The sequence below is a fragment of the Sphingomonas sp. genome (assembly GCF_017304635.1).
Classification (GTDB): Bacteria; Pseudomonadota; Alphaproteobacteria; order Sphingomonadales; family Sphingomonadaceae; genus Sphingomonas.
The window spans coordinates 686,793-703,159 of sequence record NZ_JAFKMA010000001.1 but is presented as its reverse complement, the minus strand read 5'-3'; the positions used below and the strand labels follow the sequence as shown (position 1 = coordinate 703,159).

Annotated in this window: 15 protein-coding genes and 2 tRNA genes; 3 read left to right on the top strand and 14 right to left on the bottom strand. The window is 67.1% G+C overall.

Annotation, left to right across the window (positions count from 1 at the left end; genetic code table 11):
- Positions 1-24 precede the first annotated feature (24 nt).
- Positions 25-101 (bottom strand) — tRNA-Arg (locus J0I47_RS03510).
- Positions 102-185: 84 nt separating this feature from the next.
- Between J0I47_RS03510 and J0I47_RS03505 the strand changes: the two genes are divergently transcribed.
- On the top strand, positions 186-680 hold the full coding sequence (locus J0I47_RS03505; protein WP_294045048.1) for a hypothetical protein: 495 nt from the start codon (positions 186-188) through the stop codon (positions 678-680).
- A 3-nt stretch (positions 681-683) separates the two neighbouring features.
- Here J0I47_RS03505 and J0I47_RS03500 read toward each other — a convergent pair whose 3' ends face one another.
- Genes J0I47_RS03500 through hemB form a run of 3 tightly spaced genes read right to left on the bottom strand, consistent with a single transcriptional unit; the run spans position 684 to position 2,733 of the window.
- A complete protein-coding gene (locus J0I47_RS03500) occupies positions 684-1,208 on the bottom strand; it encodes a GNAT family N-acetyltransferase (RefSeq protein ID WP_294045047.1) in 525 nt (174 codons plus the stop codon).
- On the bottom strand, positions 1,205-1,747 hold the full coding sequence (locus tag J0I47_RS03495) for a GNAT family N-acetyltransferase (RefSeq protein ID WP_294045046.1): 543 nt from the start codon (positions 1,745-1,747) through the stop codon (positions 1,205-1,207). The genes J0I47_RS03500 and J0I47_RS03495 overlap by 4 nt, the downstream gene beginning before the upstream one ends.
- Positions 1,744-2,733 (bottom strand): porphobilinogen synthase, encoded by a 990-nt coding sequence (hemB, locus tag J0I47_RS03490; protein ID WP_294045045.1) that lies wholly within the window; start codon positions 2,731-2,733, stop codon positions 1,744-1,746. Before hemB ends, J0I47_RS03495 begins: the two co-directional genes overlap by 4 nt.
- A 77-nt stretch (positions 2,734-2,810) precedes the next feature.
- Between hemB and J0I47_RS03485 the strand changes: the two genes are divergently transcribed.
- A complete protein-coding gene (locus J0I47_RS03485; RefSeq protein WP_294045044.1) occupies positions 2,811-3,707 on the top strand; it encodes a YegS/Rv2252/BmrU family lipid kinase in 897 nt (298 codons plus the stop codon).
- Here J0I47_RS03485 and J0I47_RS03480 read toward each other — a convergent pair whose 3' ends face one another.
- From J0I47_RS03480 to J0I47_RS03440, 9 genes are all read right to left on the bottom strand, one after another.
- Positions 3,708-5,189 (bottom strand): MATE family efflux transporter, encoded by a 1,482-nt coding sequence (locus J0I47_RS03480; RefSeq protein ID WP_294045043.1) that lies wholly within the window; start codon positions 5,187-5,189, stop codon positions 3,708-3,710.
- Positions 5,190-5,356: 167 nt separating this feature from the next.
- Complete coding sequence (locus J0I47_RS03475; protein WP_294045042.1) at positions 5,357-8,185, bottom strand: valine--tRNA ligase; 2,829 nt, start codon at positions 8,183-8,185, stop codon at positions 5,357-5,359.
- Positions 8,186-8,229: 44 nt separating this feature from the next.
- Complete coding sequence (locus tag J0I47_RS03470; RefSeq protein ID WP_294045041.1) at positions 8,230-8,760, bottom strand: CAP domain-containing protein; 531 nt, start codon at positions 8,758-8,760, stop codon at positions 8,230-8,232.
- A 50-nt stretch (positions 8,761-8,810) separates the two neighbouring features.
- Complete coding sequence (locus J0I47_RS03465) at positions 8,811-9,413, bottom strand: L,D-transpeptidase family protein (RefSeq protein ID WP_366809693.1); 603 nt, start codon at positions 9,411-9,413, stop codon at positions 8,811-8,813.
- 5 nt (positions 9,414-9,418) lie between these two features.
- A complete protein-coding gene (locus J0I47_RS03460) occupies positions 9,419-10,099 on the bottom strand; it encodes a hypothetical protein (protein WP_294045040.1) in 681 nt (226 codons plus the stop codon).
- 177 nt (positions 10,100-10,276) lie between these two features.
- Positions 10,277-12,322: a S9 family peptidase gene (locus J0I47_RS03455; protein ID WP_294045039.1), complete on the bottom strand. Its 2,046-nt coding sequence runs from the start codon at positions 12,320-12,322 to the stop codon at positions 10,277-10,279.
- 59 nt (positions 12,323-12,381) lie between these two features.
- A complete protein-coding gene (locus tag J0I47_RS03450; RefSeq protein ID WP_294045038.1) occupies positions 12,382-12,912 on the bottom strand; it encodes a DUF2497 domain-containing protein in 531 nt (176 codons plus the stop codon).
- A gap of 75 nt (positions 12,913-12,987) precedes the next feature.
- Positions 12,988-14,493 (bottom strand): TolC family outer membrane protein, encoded by a 1,506-nt coding sequence (locus J0I47_RS03445; protein ID WP_294045037.1) that lies wholly within the window; start codon positions 14,491-14,493, stop codon positions 12,988-12,990.
- A 14-nt stretch (positions 14,494-14,507) separates the two neighbouring features.
- A complete protein-coding gene (locus J0I47_RS03440) occupies positions 14,508-15,173 on the bottom strand; it encodes a protein-L-isoaspartate O-methyltransferase (protein ID WP_294045036.1) in 666 nt (221 codons plus the stop codon).
- A 164-nt stretch (positions 15,174-15,337) separates the two neighbouring features.
- On the opposite strand from J0I47_RS03440, the gene J0I47_RS03435 reads away from it, so the two are divergent.
- Positions 15,338-15,411: transfer RNA gene (locus tag J0I47_RS03435), tRNA-Cys, on the top strand.
- Positions 15,412-15,430: 19 nt separating this feature from the next.
- Here J0I47_RS03435 and J0I47_RS03430 read toward each other — a convergent pair.
- A complete protein-coding gene (locus J0I47_RS03430) occupies positions 15,431-16,321 on the bottom strand; it encodes an aldo/keto reductase (RefSeq protein ID WP_294045035.1) in 891 nt (296 codons plus the stop codon).
- Positions 16,322-16,367 lie beyond the last annotated feature (46 nt).

The following is a 16,367-nucleotide window of genomic DNA, read 5'->3' as shown; positions in this document are numbered from 1 at the left end:
TGCGAATTCCGCATTGGGGAAAAGTGGCGCGCCCGGAACGATTCGAACGTCCGACCCTCAGATTCGTAGTCTGATGCTCTATCCAGCTGAGCTACGGGCGCGCATTGGAGCGCGTCCCTTAGAGAGGTGATCCGGCGAGCGCAAGTGCGTTGCGTGACACAATTCGCCACCCTAGACGAAGAGCCATGAACCGCCCGCTCGCGCTCGCCCTGTTGCTCGCCACCTCTGCCTGCGCGCAGGAGACGTCGAAATATCCGTCACTGGCGGTTCGCCCGGTCGAACTGCGCTCCGACGAGGAGCCGGTGACGACACCGGTCGCCGCGACGCCCGACGCGACGCTCGACGCGAAGCTGGCGACTATGGCGGCGACCGCGGCGACGAACAAACGCGACTTCGACGCCGCCGCGACCAAGGCCGATAATGCGACCAAGGCACGGGGCGCGATCGAACAGGGCAGTGACGCGTGGCTGAACGCGCAGGCCGGGCTGGCGGAGCTCGACGCGTTGCATGGCGATCTGCTCGGCCTCGCCAGCGATTACGAGCGGATGGCGACCGACCGCGCGCAGGCGGGCGACCCGCCCTACCCCACGCTCGATGCCGCACAGGCGACGACGCAGACCGAACTCGATGCGCAATCGGCGCGGATCGCCGCGATCAAGGCGGCGCTCGGCGAGAAGTGAGCGTTACGGCCGTGCGATGCGGTACAGGATGTGCCGCTTGAGCGGGTTGCCGTCGGGCACGTTCGGATGGTCGAAATCCTCGTCGGGATAGCGCGTCATGCCGAGCCGCTCCATCAATCCCCAGCTACGCGTGTTGGCGATCACGGTGATCGCCGTGATCGTCGGCACGTCGAGATTGGCCCAGCCCCAGGCGATGCTCGCCGCCGCTGCTTCGCGGGCATAACCCTGTCCCCACGCCTCGCGGCGCAATCGCCAGCCGATCTCGATCGGATCGGCCAGCACCGGCGCACCGGGCTTGAGCCCGCAAAACCCCAGGAACACGCCGTCGCCGCGCCGCTCGATCGCCCAGAAGCAGATGCCGTGCTCGGCCTGACAGGCGCTCACCCGCTCATAGGTCCGCCGCGCTTCGTCCTCGGTCACCGGCGGACCGAGATAGCGCATCACCTCCGCATCCTGCCCCATCGCATGAAACGGCCCGATATCCGCCTCGCGCCAGGGACGGAGGATCAGGCGGTCGGTTTCGATCATGCCAGACGGTCGATCGCGTAGGTGACCATCGACCGCAGGTGGTTGCCCGGCGCGATCAGGCTGTGTTCGAAATCGCCGTCGGGCAGGCGCGCCATGCCGAGCCGGCTCATCAGTTGCTGGCTCTTGTCGTTGACCGCGGAGGTGATCGCCACGATCCGCTCCGCCGACGTGTTGCTCCACCCCCAGTCGATCGCCGCGCGCATCGCCTCCAGCGCATAGCCGTTGCGCCAATGCGGCCGATCGATGATCCAGCCTGCCTCGACTTCGCCGGCGATCGGATTGTGCGCGTCGCCGCGCTTCAATCCGCAAAAGCCGAGAAAGGCGCCGTCCGCCCGATGCTCGACGACCCAAAACCCCAACCCTTCCCAGCGATCGGCATCATGCTTCGCCAGCGCCACGTCGGTCGCGGCCTCGTCCTTCACCGGGCCGAGATCGGCCATCACCAGCGGATCGGCGAACATGCGGCACAGCGCCTCCTGATCATCCGGGCGCGGCAGACGCAGGATCAGCCGCTCGGTCTCGATTACGACGCCGCTCATCGCGCCAGCAGCCGCGCCGCGTGGAGCGCGTGGTAGGTCAGCACGCCTGAGCAACCCGCGCGCTTGAACGCCATCAGCGTTTCCAGCACCACCGCGTCGCGGTCTGCCGCGCCGACGGCGACCGCCGCCTCGATCATCGCATATTCGCCGCTAACCTGATAGGCGAAGACCGGCACCGGGAACGCCGCCTTCACGCGGCAGATGATATCGAGATAGGGCAGGCCCGGCTTGACCATTACGCTGTCGGCGCCCTCGGCCAGATCGAGCTCGACCTCGCGCAGCGCTTCCTCGGCATTGGCCGAATCCATCTGGTAGGTCTTCTTGTCGCCCTTGAGCAGGCCGCTACTGCCGACCGCGTGGCGGAACGGACCGTAGAAACCGCTGGCATACTTAGCCGCATAGGACATGATCTGGACATTGACGTGCCCTTCCGCCTCCAGCGCGTCGCGGATCAGGCCGATACGGCCGTCCATCATGTCGCTCGGCGCGATGATATCGGCCCCCGCCGCCGCCTGGTTGAGCGCCTGGCCGACCAGCACTTCCGCCGTCTCGTCGTTGAGCACGTAGCCGCCGTCGTCGAGCAGGCCGTCATGGCCATGGCTGGTATAGGGATCGAGCGCGACGTCGGTCAGCACGCCGACCTCCGGCACCGCGTCCTTCAGCGCGCGGATCGCGCGACACATCAGATTGTCGGGGTTGAGCGCTTCCTCGCCGCGATTGCTGCGGCGGTCGGCCTGCGTGTTGGGGAACAGCGCGACACAGGGAATACCGAGATCGCGTGCTTCCTTCGCGCGCGCGACGATGCCGTCGACCGACCAGCGCGACACGCCGGGCAAGCTCGCGATCGGTTCCTCGACGCCCTCCCCTTCGGCGATGAACAGCGGCCAAATCAGGTCGGCGGGCGTCAACACGGTTTCGGCATGCAGCCGACGGCTCCAGCCGGTGGCGCGAGTACGACGCAGGCGAAGCGCGGGGAAGGTCGACATGGCCGCGACATGCGCTCGCCTGCCCGGCCACGCAAGCGTTGCGGAGCCGAAATCGTTTCGCCGAGTTATTAGGGCCGATGTCGTCGTTTCGCTCCGCCGCCCTGATCGTCAATGCCCGCTCGCGTCGCGGCGAACGACTGTTCGAGAAAGCGCGGTCCGCCTTGGCGGCAGCGCCGTTCCCGGTGGAGGCGTTCGCGGTCGAGCACCCCTCGCGGCTCGAGGCGACGGTGCGAACCGCGCTCGACCGTGGGCATCAACTGATCGTGCTGGGCGGCGGCGACGGGACGATCAGCGGGCTGGTCGACGTGATGGTAGGAACCGATGCCGTGCTCGGCGTGCTCCCGCTCGGTACCGCGAACAGTTTCGCGCGCACGCTCGGGCTGCCGCTCGACATTGCCGGGGCGGTGGACGCGATCGTCCATGGCGAGCGCAAGCGGATCGACCTCGGCATGATCGATGGCGACTATTTCGCCAATTGCGCCGCCATCGGGCTGGCGCCGCAGATCGCGCAATCGGTCCCGCACGGATTGAAGAAGTGGCTCGGCCGCGTCGGCTATCTGGCGTGGGCGGCGTGGGAGTTCCTGGCGTTCCGGCCCTTCACGCTGGTGGTCGGCGATGGTGCGGAAGCGCAGCGGCTCAAGGTCGTGGAGGTGCGTATCTCCAACGGCCGCTTCCACGGCGGGACCGAGCTGATCGACGATGCGCGGCTCGATTCGGGCGAGATCGTCGTGCAGGCTGTGCGCGGCCATGCCCGGCGGCGGCTGCTCAAGAACTGGCTGGCGAGCATCGCCGGCCACAAGTCGCGGCACGACGATACGATCGACTTCCACGCACGCGAATTGCACATCGCGACCGACCCGCCGCTGCCGATCTCGATCGACGGCGAGGTGCTGGCGCGGACGCCGGTGGTCGCGAAGGCGGCGGTCGGCGTGATCGAGGTGATGGTGCCGCGCGGTTCAGCGCCGGCGCGCTGACTAACCGGTCGGGTGCAGCCGTCCGGCCGGCTCGCCGTCGCTATGGGCGTGCTCTTCGGCCTGCCCCTGCTCGGGCGGCACCGCCAGCACCGCCTCGCGCCACCGCCCATAGCGGTAATACAGCGCCGCCAGCACCAGCGACACCACTGACCCGAGCGGAAACGCCCACCACAACGCATCCACGCCGAACCACTTCTGCCCCAGGATCGCGAAGTTGATGCGCACCGGATAAAAGGAAATCGCCAGGATGATGAGCGGCGGCACCGTCGCCCCGTTCGCACGCACGGTCGAAAACAGCACCATCGTCGCCCCGAACATCACGAACGTCCAGGACGAGATCAGCTGAATGTGCCGCGCGATCGGGATGGCGTGGCTGTCGCTGCCGACGAACAGCGCCATCACCGGCCGGTCGAAGAGGATGATCGCGCCGATGACGAATAGCGTGATCGCGCTGTTGTAGAGGATGCCCGCCCGCGTGATCGCGCCGACCCGGTCCCACTTGCCCGCACCAATATTCTGCGCCGCCATGCTCGACACCGCGACGCCGATCGCCATCGCCGGCATCTGGATGTAGGTCCATAGCTGCTGCGACACGGCATAGGCGGCGGCGGTGTCGACGCCCTGGCGATTGACCAGCCCGACCATCGTCAGCCCCGCGGTCGACATCACCAGCATCTGCGCACCCATCGGCAAGCCCTTGGCGACGATCGTCTGCACCAGCGCCGCCTCCGGCAGCAGATAGCGCAACTCATGCCCGCGCAACCGGATCGGCAGGTCCTTCCGATAGACGTAGATCAGCAGGCCGGCGGACGACACGATCCCGGCGAGCAGGGTAGCGGTCGCCGAGCCCGCGATGCCCATCTTCGGGAATGGTCCGATTCCGTCGATCAGGAGCGGGTTGAAGCTGCTGTCGATGACGACGCTCAGCCCCATGAACCACAGCGGCGTCAGCGAGTCGCCGGTGCCGCGCAAGCTCATCTGGATCAGCACGCCCAGCATCGTGAACGGCAGGCCCAGGAAGATCACGCGCAGATACGCCTGCGCCATCCCCTGGGCCGCGCCCGGCGTCGCCAACACGCGCAGGATCTGCGGCGTCAGGAACCAACCGACGAACGCGATCACTATCGCCGCGCCGACCACTAGCCCGACCGCCGATCCGAACGCGCGACGCGCCGCCTCGATATCGTGCCGCCCGACCGACTGGCCGATCAGGATCGTCGCCGCCATGCCGAACCCGAACACCGCGCTGAACATCAGGAACATGATGATGTTCGCATTACTCGTCGCCGCCAGCGCGCTTTCGCCGAGGAACCGCCCGACCCAGATCGAATTGACCGAGCCGTTGAGCGACTGAAGGATATTCGACGCCAGCGTCGGTAGCGCGAAGGCGAGCAGCGTCTTGCCGATCGGCCCGACGGTCAGGTCGCGGCGATTGCGGTGCGAAGAAGTCGAGGCGGCCGGCGCATCCATCGTTCGTCCCATGGCAGACGAATGATGGAGAAAACAGACCCGCCGCTCACATTACCGAACCGGCCGTATTGAGCGCGGAGCCTTCCCCAATTTCCTCATGCCGGACTTGATCCGGCATCCCGCTTCTTTCTCGGCGAACAAGCGGGACCCCGGCTCAAGGCCGGGGTGAAGAAGACGCTTCAGCCCAACCGAGCCAGCGCCGCCGTCAGTCGCTCCGCCTCCGCCGCGCGTTCGGCGTGGTCGGCGCGGGCCTTGTCGACCGCATCGGGCTTGGCGCGCTCGACGAACGACGGGTTGTTGAGCCGGCCGGCGAGCGAATCGCGCTCCTTCGCCGCCACGTCGATCGCCTTGGTCAGGCGGATGCGTTCGGCGGCGAGGTCGATCACGCCTTCGAGCGGGAGGACGAACGTCGCCTCATCGATCACGACCTGCGCCGCGCCTCCCGTCGCCTCCCCCTCGGCAAGATCGATCCGGGCAAGACGGGCGATGGCCGGCGCCAGCCTGTCGTACCGCGCGACGGTGGCGGGCAACGCCTCGCGCAGATGCACGGCCAGCCGTGCCCCCGGCGGCACGTTAAGTTCGGTGCGGCTCGACCGCACCTCGCTCACCAGCCGGATCAGCCAGTCGATCTCGCGCCCAGCCTCGGGGTCGATCGCGCGAGCGTCGGCGATGGGCCATTTCGCGACGATCAAGTCGTAATCGCGCGCGCCCAGCTTTGACCACAATTCCTCGGTCACGAACGGCATGAACGGATGGAGCATTACCAGGATCTGGTCGAGCACCCAGCCCGCGACCGCCTTGGTCTCGTCGTCGATCGCGCCCTTGATGAGCTCCAGATACCAGTCGCAAAACCGGCTCCACGCGAACTGGTAGATCGCGTTGGCGGCGCCATCGAAGCGATAGTCGGCGAGCGCGAGATCGACCGCCTGCACCGTGGCGATCGTCTCGCCGATGATCCATTTGTTGACCGCCAGCGTCGCCGCCGGCGCCTCCAGCGTGGTGGACGCGCCGATCCCGTTCGCCTGGCAGAAGCGCGCCGCGTTCCACAGCTTGGTCGCGAAGTTGCGGTATCCTTCGACCCGCTTCTCATCCATCTTGATGTCGCGGCCCTGGCTCTCCATCGCCGCCATGAAGAAGCGCAGCGCATCGGCGCCGTAGCGGTCGATCAGCCCGAGCGGGTTGACGACATTGCCCTTCGACTTCGACATCTTCTGCCCGTCGGCAGCGCGGACCAGGCCGTGCAGGTAGAGCGTGCGGAACGGCACGTCCCCCATGAAATGCATCCCCTGCATCATCATCCGCGCGTCCCAGAAGAACAGGATGTCGAAGCCGGAAATCAGCACGTCGTTCGGGTAGCGGCCGTGGAGTGTAGGGTCGGCGTCATTGGGCCACCCCATCGTCGCGAACGGCCAGAGGGCGGAAGAGAACCAGGTGTCGAGGACGTCCGTCTCTCGGAAAACAGCTACTTCACTACGGTTCTCGTCGAATGCCTTGCGTTGGGCGGTCAGCGCTTCATCCGGCGTATCGTAAAATACGACTTCCTCAGCCGAGCAGTAGCTTTCGTATCGCTTCGCAATCGCCGCGCGAGCTTCATCCTCGTTGGCGCAAACGAATACAGTCTCCTCTTCGATCGCCGAGTTCGAGCCCAGCGAAATTTTGAATGTCGCTTGATCGCCATCGAGGGTGAGGAATGAGTACCAAGCCGGTATCCGATGCCCCCACCACAATTGCCGGCTGACGCACCACGGCTGGATGTTCTCCATCCAGTTGAAGAAGGTTTTTTCCCAGCTCTTCGGCACGATCTTGATCCGACCTTCGCGCACCGCCTCGATCGGCCCCTTGGCCAGCGTCGCGGCATCGACATACCATTGGTCGGTCAGCCACGGCTCGATCACGTCGCCGGAGCGGTCACCATAGGGCGTCTGGATCGTGCGTGGCTCGACGTCGTGTTCGGCGCCCTCCTTGTCGACGAAGGGCACGAGGAATCCATCGGCCTTCAACCGCTCGACCACCAGCTTGCGCGCAGCGAAACGGTCGAGGCAGAGCAGATCGTCGGGGATCAGCCCGTCCGCCGTCTGCGTCACCTGCGCCTTGGCGTCGAGCATGTTGAGCATCTCGCCCGCCTTCATGCCCGCGCGCTTGCCGACTTCGAAATCGTTAAAATCGTGGCCCGGCGTGATCTTCACCGCCCCAGTGCCCAGGCTCGGATCGGCATGTTCGTCACCGATTACCGGGATCAGCCGGCCCGTGATCGGGAGCCGCACATGCTGCCCGATCATCGCCTTATAGCGCGCATCGTCGGGATGCACCGCGACCGCCATGTCGGCGAGCATCGTCTCCGGCCGCGTCGTCGCCACCGTGATCGCGCCCGAGCCGTCGGCCAGCGGATAGCGAATCTGCCAGAAGCTGCCCTTCGTCTCGCGCGTCTCGACCTCAAGGTCGCTGATCGCGGTGCCGAGGCCGGGGTCCCAGTTCACCAGCCGTTTGTCGCGATAGATCAGGCCCTGGTTGTAGAGGTCGACGAACACCTTCAGAACGGCCTTCGAAAAGCCCTCGTCCATCGTGAAGCGCTCGTTCGCCCAATCCATCGAGCAGCCGAGCCGGCGCAACTGCTGCGTGATCTCGCCGCCGCTCTCCGCCTTCCACTGCCACACCAGATCGACGAACTGGTCGCGCGTGTAATTGGTGCGCTTGTCCTGGCGCTCGTTGAGTTGCCGCTCGACCACCATCTGCGTCGCGATGCCGGCATGGTCGGTGCCGACCACCCACAGCGCGTCCTTGCCCTTCAACCGCGCATGCCGGACCAGCACGTCCTGTAACGTATTGTCGAGCGCGTGGCCAATGTGCAGCGACCCCGTGACGTTGGGCGGCGGGTTGACGATCGTCCACGGCTCCGCGCCCGGGCGATCGGGGCGGAAACGGCCGCTCGTTTCCCAATGCCGGTACCAGCGAGTCTCGATCTCGGCGGGGTCGAAGGTCTTCGGCAGCTCTTGGGGCAGTTCGCTCATGGCGAGGGCCTGTAGCCACTCTGCCGCCCGAGCGGAAGCGGTCGCTAGAAGGGCGTCTCGCCGATATAGTTTCCGGCATCACCGTAGCGGCAGACGAGGACATCCTCCACCGCTCCCGTCGCCAGCGCGCAGCCGACGCGACCGGTGCCGCGCCACATCAGCTGGGTGTAGTGGCCGACATCGGCGACGCGGCCGGTGGTGCTGTTGTCGGGGAACCGGCCGGGCTTGTAATAGCGCTTCTCGCGGGCCCAGCCGTCGACCATCGCCTCGGCGGAGTAATAGCCCTTGGTACCGGCCCACAGATTCTCGCCTTCGGGTGCACCCTTGCCGTCGGGCGCGTGTTCGAACTGGCCGGTCGCGGCGAGATGACGCGCCCAGATTGCAGCGTCGGCGGCGAGCGACTGGTCCCACCGCAGCGGCGCGATGCCGAGCGCGGCCCGCTCGCGATTATGCGCGGCCAGAATGCGCGCGTCGAAGCCGATCTCCAGACCCGCCGCGCCGACCAGCAGCGGCGATGCCAGCAATGTCCCGAGGAGGAGAGGAAGACGCCACGCCATCGCGACGGGCGTACACACCGGCAATAACCTGCCGGTTGCCGGCAATGGTTAGGCGGCGATCAACCACGTCACGCCGGCACGATCACGACAAGGTCGCCGCGCTTGACCTGACCGAACAGCAATCGCGCGAAATCGATCGGCACGCCGATACAGCCATGCGTGGCCGCGCCGAACTGCACATGGCTGGCGTGGATCGCGACGCCGTCTTCGGTCAGCCGCAGCATATACGGCATTTCGGCGTCGTAGAGGTTGGAGCTGTGCTGTGCCGCCATCGCCAGGATCGGGAACACGCCGGTCGGGGTCGGCTTGCCGTCGGTGCCGTAGAGGATGACCGTGGAGCCGATTTCCTCGCCCGCCCGGAACACCGACATGGTCTGCCGGGCCAGGTCGACACGGACCCAGACGGTTCCGCCGCCGACGCCCTTGTCGTTCCAGACATAGTCGCCGAACTTCATCTTCTGACGGATGTTGAGAAGGCTCGATATCTTGCGGTTTTCGCCGTTGGGCAGCGCGACGACGGGTTGCTGGCCGGCCGGATAGCGGATTCGCGCGCGATCAGGCGAAGCTGCGGGAGATGGCGCCGGTTGCGGACTGTCGATGCGGGTCCAGACGAAAAGGCCCGCAGCCGCCGCCAACATCATCGGCAGCGCGAACCGGACGAGCGTCGACACGATGATTAGGAAAAGCTGACGCGACGCCGCGGTTGCCGGGCCGGACCGTTGCGCAGCCCAAATCCGACCGCGAAGAAGCCGACGATCAGCGTCAACCACGTCGCCGGCTCAGGCACTGCGCTGGTGACGACCTGCGTGGGATCACCGCCCCCGCCCGAACTCACACCACCGCCGCCACCGACGCCGCTGCCACCCCCGCCGCCGAAGATCATCGTCCCGCCTGGCTGGAAACTGCCGCCGGCGAACGTCGACCGCGTTCCGACCGCATCGTCGGGCGGCGTTTCCGTACCGACGCCCTCGGTCGGAACGAGCGACATGTTGGGCGTGACGTAATCGACCGTGTTCACCGTATCGGGTTGGTTGGGCATGCCCCGGCCGGGAACGATCGGGCGCGTGCGAACCTTGCTCAGCACGCGCTGCTTCGGTCCGAAATATTCCTCCATCGTCGCGATCCGCCGCAGCTTGGTCTGGGTCAGCGCACCCGGCATCCGGAATCCGGGCGATCGCAGATCCAGCATGGCCTCGAGCGCCGGGACGCCGCCGGCCGCCGCCAGCTTGGCGATCTCGGACGGGGGCGCAGCCGCCATCGTCGGCGTCTGCGCGCCGGTGAGACCCAACGCGACAGCCGTCAGCAGCGCGGCGGCGACCGAAACGGTCCGGCCGTTCACGAAAGCGTGAGTGTTCATGACTGAACCTGATGGGGAATGACGTTCATCGCCCCTAACGCTTGCTTTAGATTAAATTCAACGTCGAGCCGCAAAGATGGTTTCTTTTTCGCGTTAACCGTGGCGCGCGCGCAACGTCTCGGTTTGGCACGCCTCGGGCGGCCAAGTCAGGGCGATCGAGTTAACGAATAAGGCGGGCTATCTGGCCGGCGTCTTCCCGGTCCACTGGTCGAGCCAGCCCAACACTTCGCGATACCATTGCCGGCTCTCCTTGGGTGCCGTGACCCAGTGGCTGCCGCCGGGGAAGACGATCAGGCGCGACGGGATACCGCGCCGCTGTAGCGCGGTGAAGGCAGCGATCCCCTGCGTGTAGGGGATGCGGTAATCGCCCTCGCTGGTGATGACCAGTTGCGGCGTCTTCCACGCGGTCACGTGGTTGACCGGGTTCCATTTCTCGAACGCGTCGGGCGCGTCGTAATACGGATGCCCGCCATGCTCCCATTCGTCGAACCACAGTTCCTCGGTCTCGTAGGCCATGGCGCGGGCGTCGAACACACCGTCGTGCTGGACGATGCACTTGAAGCGATCGGGCCAGTTCCCCTCGATCCAGTTCATCATGTAGCCGCCGTAGGACGCGCCCAGCGCGCAGGCATTGTCCTTGTCGAGCCAGTCGAACTTCGCGGTCGCGGCGTCGAGGCCCTTCTTCAGATCCTCAAGCGGCCAGCCGCCCCAATTATCGCGGATCGCGTCGGTGAACGCCTGACCGTAGCCGGTGCTGCCGTGGAAATCGACCGCGACAAGGCCGTAGCCAGCGCCGGCGAACAGCGCCGGGTTCCAGCGATACGACCAACTGTTGTTGCTCGATCCCTGCGGCCCGCCATGCACCATGTACGCGATCGGCACCTTGCCGCTGCTGCCCGCAGGCTTGACCGCATAGCCCCAGACCGTGTCGTTGTTCGCACCGGTGAAGCTGAACTTGGTGACGGTCGGCCATTCGATCCCGGCCAGCTTGTCGGCATTGACGTCGGTCAGCCGCGTCGCCTTGCCCCTCGCCAGCGCATAGAAATCGTCGGGCGCCGTCAGCGAGTTCAGCGTGTAGACCAGCCCCTTGGCGGTCGGCACGACGTTCCCGACATTGCCCAGCTTCGTCAGTCGCGTCACCTTGCCCGTCGTCGGCGACACCGACCAGACCGGGTTTTCCTGCACGTCCTCGGCGGTCACGTAGATCGTCTTCGAATCGGGCGACCAGGCGATACTCTCGATCGAGCGGTCCCAGTTGTCGGTCAGCGCGCGCACCTGCCCGGTCGCCAGATCGCGGATCATCAGCGTCAGCTTGTCGCTTTCGTAGCCCGGCCGCTTCATCGCCGCATAGGCGAGCCACTTACCGTCGGGCGAGACGCTCGGCTGCGTGTCGGTCGCCTGGTTGGCGGCGGTCAGGTTGACCGGCGCGCTCGATCCGTCCGCCGGCGCGGCGAAAATGTCGAGGTTGGTCGACAACGGCTCGATCCGCCCCGCCTCGCGCAGGGCGAAAAAGACGGTCTTGCCGTCTGCGCTCCAGGCGATCTCCTCGCCGCCGCCGAACGGCTTGGACGGCGTGTCGCCGACCAGCGCGCCTTCGATCGCGCGACCGAACCCGCTCGCCTTGCCGTTCGCCAGCGGCAGCACGAAGATCTGCGAGCGCGTACCGTCCGACCAACTCGCCCAGTGCCGGACGAACAACTGATCGTAGGTGCGGCCGTTGCCGGCATCGGCGGCCTTCTTGACCATCGCCGGTTCGCTGGTCGCGGCGCCCGGCCAGCGATCGGCCCAGATCAGCAGTTTGTCGCCGGTCGGCGCGACCTTGAACCCGCCGATCCCGCCTTTCAGGTCGGTGACCTGACTCGGCGCGCCGCCGCTTGCCGCGACGACCCAGACATTGTCCTCGCCGCCCTTGTCCGACTGAAAATAGACCCAGCGCCCGTCCGCGGAGAATTGCGGCGCGCCTTCGTTCACATTCGCCTCGGCGACGAACTTCTCGGGGCTCGCGCCCTTGCGTGTCAGGTCCAGCCGCCAGAGGTCGGTGGTGCCGCGATCACGCTCCAGATCGGTCTCGCGCTGCTGATAGACCAGCCAGTGGCCGTCGGGCGACACCGCCGGCGACGACACGCGGCTGAGCATCGTTACGTCGGCAATCGTCAACTGGCGAGCGGCGGCCGGAACGGCGAGCGAAGCGAGCGCAACGCCCGGGAACAGGAGCTTCTTCATGGCCCAGAGGTAAAGCAGATGCGGGCGAGCCGGGCAACCGGCCGCCGTTCGCGCACACTTTAGCGCCCGGCGACGATCCGGGCGATTTCCTTGGCGACCAGCGCCTCGACCATCGGCGGCAGGTTCTTGTCGAGCCATTCGCGCAGCATCGGGCGCAGCATCTCGCGCACCATCGCGTCGAGCGTGATGCCGTCGGCGGCGGGCGCCTCCGGCTTTTCGACCAGCTTCGACAGCGTGTCGAGCGGCGCGCGGCTCGCCTCCGCGGTGGCGGGCGACACGATCGTCTCGTTCACCGGCGCAGCGGCGGCGGGAGCGATCGATTCGGACTTGGTCGGGGCGGCGGGCATGGCGTCGGTCATTTCGGCAACGGGGGGCGACATCGGCATCGGTTCAATCGCCGGCGGCTCGGGCTGGAAATGGACCGGGCTCGGCGCCGGCTCGTTCAGGTCGAGCACGTCGTGCCGTTCGTCATGGTCGCGATCGTCGAGATCGACGACGGGGGGCGCCGCACGCCGACGGGCGCGCACGTGCGCGCCGCCGTCCGCATCCTCGGCGATGATGCGTTTGATCGAGGCCAAGATATCTTCCATCGACGGTTCCGCGCTCACGTCCCCCATAAACGGCCTGCTTCCCTGACAAACCGGATCGCCTGCGATCGTCGCGGGCTATTTCCGCGTCCCACTTGGCGGTGCATCGGGGGCCGTGTCAACCGGCGCGTTGAGGCTCGGGTCGAGCGGACGCTGCTGGCTGGCGTCCTGCGCCGGGGTGCCGCGCGTGCTGGTGCCGGTCGGGACGTAGGTCGATTTGCCGCCGAAATCGCTCCAGCTGCGCTTGGTGCGCTTGTAGTTGCTCAGCGGGTCGTAGAGCACGCCGCCGTCGAGCCCGAGGTCGCGCGCCTCCGCCTCACCCATCGCCGACAGCAATGCGAAGCCCGCGACATACGCATCGCGCTGCGCCGTCACCAGCGTCACCTGGCTGTTGAGCAATTCCTGCTCGGCGTTCAGGATGTCGAGGATGGTGCGGTTGCCGACGCTGTTCTCGGCGCGGACGCCCTCCAGGCTGAGCTTGTTGGCCTCCACCGCGCGCTGCGACGAGGCGATCACCTCCAGCGAGGATTTCCAGATCGCATAGGCCGAGCGCGTCTGCGCGATCACCGCGCGCTCGGTATCGGTCACCGTCTCCAGCGCCTGCGCGCGGCGTTCCTGCGCTTGGCGTTCCTGCGCGGCGGGCAAACCGCCCTGATAGATCGGGAGCGTGAATTGCAGGCCGACCGTGGCCGCCGACCCGGTCTGGCCCGGCTTCGGGCTGGTGCCGGCGCCGTACGAGCCGAGATAGTTGAAATAATTGCCGCCGACGACGCCCGACACTTGCGGCAGGCGCGACGCCCGCGCGGCGCTGACGTCGAACCGGCTCGCGTCGCTGCTGCGTTGGGCGGCCAGCAGGTTCGGGTTGCTCTTCAGCGCGACATCGACCGCTGCATCCGCCGAATCGGGCAGGTTGGGCAGCGCGGGCGGATCCTCCAGCTTGCCCGGCGGCGTGCCAACCAGACGGATATAGCTTTCCTTGCTCGAAATCAGCCGCGCCTGCGCCGTTTCCAGCTGGCCGCGCGCGACCGACAGGCGCGCTTCCGACTGGGCGACGTCGGTGCGGGTCAGGTCGCCGACCTGAAACCGGTCGCGCGTCGCCTGGAGGTTGACCTCCAGCACCTTCACGTTTTCCTGATTGAGTCCGACGATCGCCTCGTCGCGGATCACGTCCATATAGGCGCCGACGACGCCGACGAAGAGATCCGATTCGGTCCCGCGCAATTGCGCGCGGCTCGCCTCGACGCGTGTTTCGGCGCCGCGGATCGAGTTAGCGACGCGCCCGCCCTGATAAAGCGGCACGACCAATTGGGCGTTACCCTGCGCCTGGCGCTGCGGCGACAGGAAGGTGTTGGCGCTGTTGAGCGCATTCTCGGTGTAATTGCCGTTGACCGACACGCCGGGGCGCCCCGCCGCCTCGGCGATCGCCACGTTTTCGTCGGTCGCGCGAACACCGGCGCGTGCCGCGGCGAGGCTCGGATTGTTCTTATAGGCCGCGAGCAATGCCTCACGCAGCGTGTCGGCGGTCGCCGGCACGGCCGCGAGGGCGGCAAGCCCGACGCAACCCAGCAGGACGGAAACGCGCATCGGAACCCCCAAATTCAGAACGAAAAACCGCGCGGGCTGGCAAAGCCCGGCAAATCGACACAATCGATATCGGCGAACGCGCGCAGGCCGAACGCCCCCTTGATCGCGCGGCCAGACGCCAGCCGCTTGACGCCGCGCTCGACCAGGCCGGTCACGATCCGGCCATCGGGCGCGAGCTGCGTGGTCAGCGTCGCCGGCACCTGCTCGATCGCGCCGTCGATCACCAGCACATCGTACGGCGCACCCTCGGCATAACCGCGCTCAAGCGGCCCCTCGACCAGGGTCACCGTCGTACCGGCCAGCGCCGTACGGGCATGCGCCGCGAGATCGGGATCGCTCTCGACCGCGACCACCGACGCCACCAGCTCGGCCAGCACCGCCGCCGTATAGCCGCCCGCCGCCCCGATCAGCAGCACGCGGTCGGTCGGCGTCAGGTACGCTTCGGTCAACAACTTGCCCGTCGCGATCGGCACGTTGATCGACCGGCCGTTGCCGATCGCCACCGCGGTGTCGCGATAGGCCAGCGCGCGCACGCCGGCGGGTACGAATTTCTCGCGCGGCACTTTCGCCATCGCGGTCACCACGCGCGGGTCGTTGACCGCGTTGGTCCGCAACTGGCTCTGCACCATCGCGTGGCGCATCGCGTCGTATCCAAGGATGTCCGCTGCCGGATCGTTCATAGCCAGCCCAATCGCACAACTGTTTTATCTGCGCAATACACTTCGTATCGCGAGCGCCTCTATATGGCGCGCGGTCGCCGACGCCAACCCGATGACGAAATTATCGGTGGCGGTTGACTTGGCCGCGTGCCTTACGCAAAGCCCCGCGCCTTGCCGCACGTCGAGGCCCGATGGCGGAGTGGTGACGCAGAGGACTGCAAATCCTTGCACCCGGGTTCGATTCCCGGTCGGGCCTCCAAAGGCGGCGGTGATGATGGTCAAGGCAGCTTCTGCCCCGTCGCCGCCTCCAGCACCTTATACCATTCGACGCGCGTCCATTCGACGCGGAAGGCGTCGGCGGATTCCCGGATGCGTTCGGCCCGCTGGCTGCCGACGATCGGGATGATCCGCGCCGGATGCGCCATCGCCCAGGCGTAAGTGGCGGCGGCGACAGATACGCCCGACGCTTCCGCCTTGGCCGCGAGCAGGTCGGCGGCATCCCCCTGCCCCTGCGCGATCCGCCCGCCGCCGAGCGGCGACCAGGCCAGCACCGCATGGTCGCGGGCCATCGCGGCATCGAGCGTGCCGTCCCAAAGCGGCGCGGTGTAAAGCGGCGAGAATTCCGGCTGGATGCTCGCGAGTGGCACGGTGAGGAAGCTTTCGAGCGCCGCGACCTGCGCCGGCGTGAAGTTCGATACTCCGATCGCCCGCGCCTTGCCGCTGGTCACGAAGCGTTCGAGCGTCGCGGCGAGCTCCTGCGGATGCGCGAGCAGGTCCGGGCGATGCACTTGCCACAGATCGACCTGCTCGACGCCGAGCCGGCGCAGCGACGCCTCGATCGCGCGGTCGAGATAGCCGGCACTCGAATTGTAAGGCACGCCGGGGACGATCCCGCCCTTGGTCGCCAGCACGATCCGGTCGCGCAGCCCCGGCGTTTCGGCGAGTATCCGGCCGAACAGCGTCTCCGCCGCGCCGAACCCGCCCTGCTCCTGCGCGCCGTAGATGTCGGCGGTGTCGAAGAGGGTGATACCGGCGTCGAGCGCGGCTTCCGCCAGAGCCCGCGCGTCGGCCGGCTCGCCCGCCAATCGCCACATCCCCCACGCGATCGGGGACACCAGGATGCCGCTCTTGCCGAGCGGGCGGGATTCGCGAGAAAGCTTGCCGACCATCCCGGCATCCTTGGCACGAGCGCGGTGCGACCGAAAGCCGCACCGG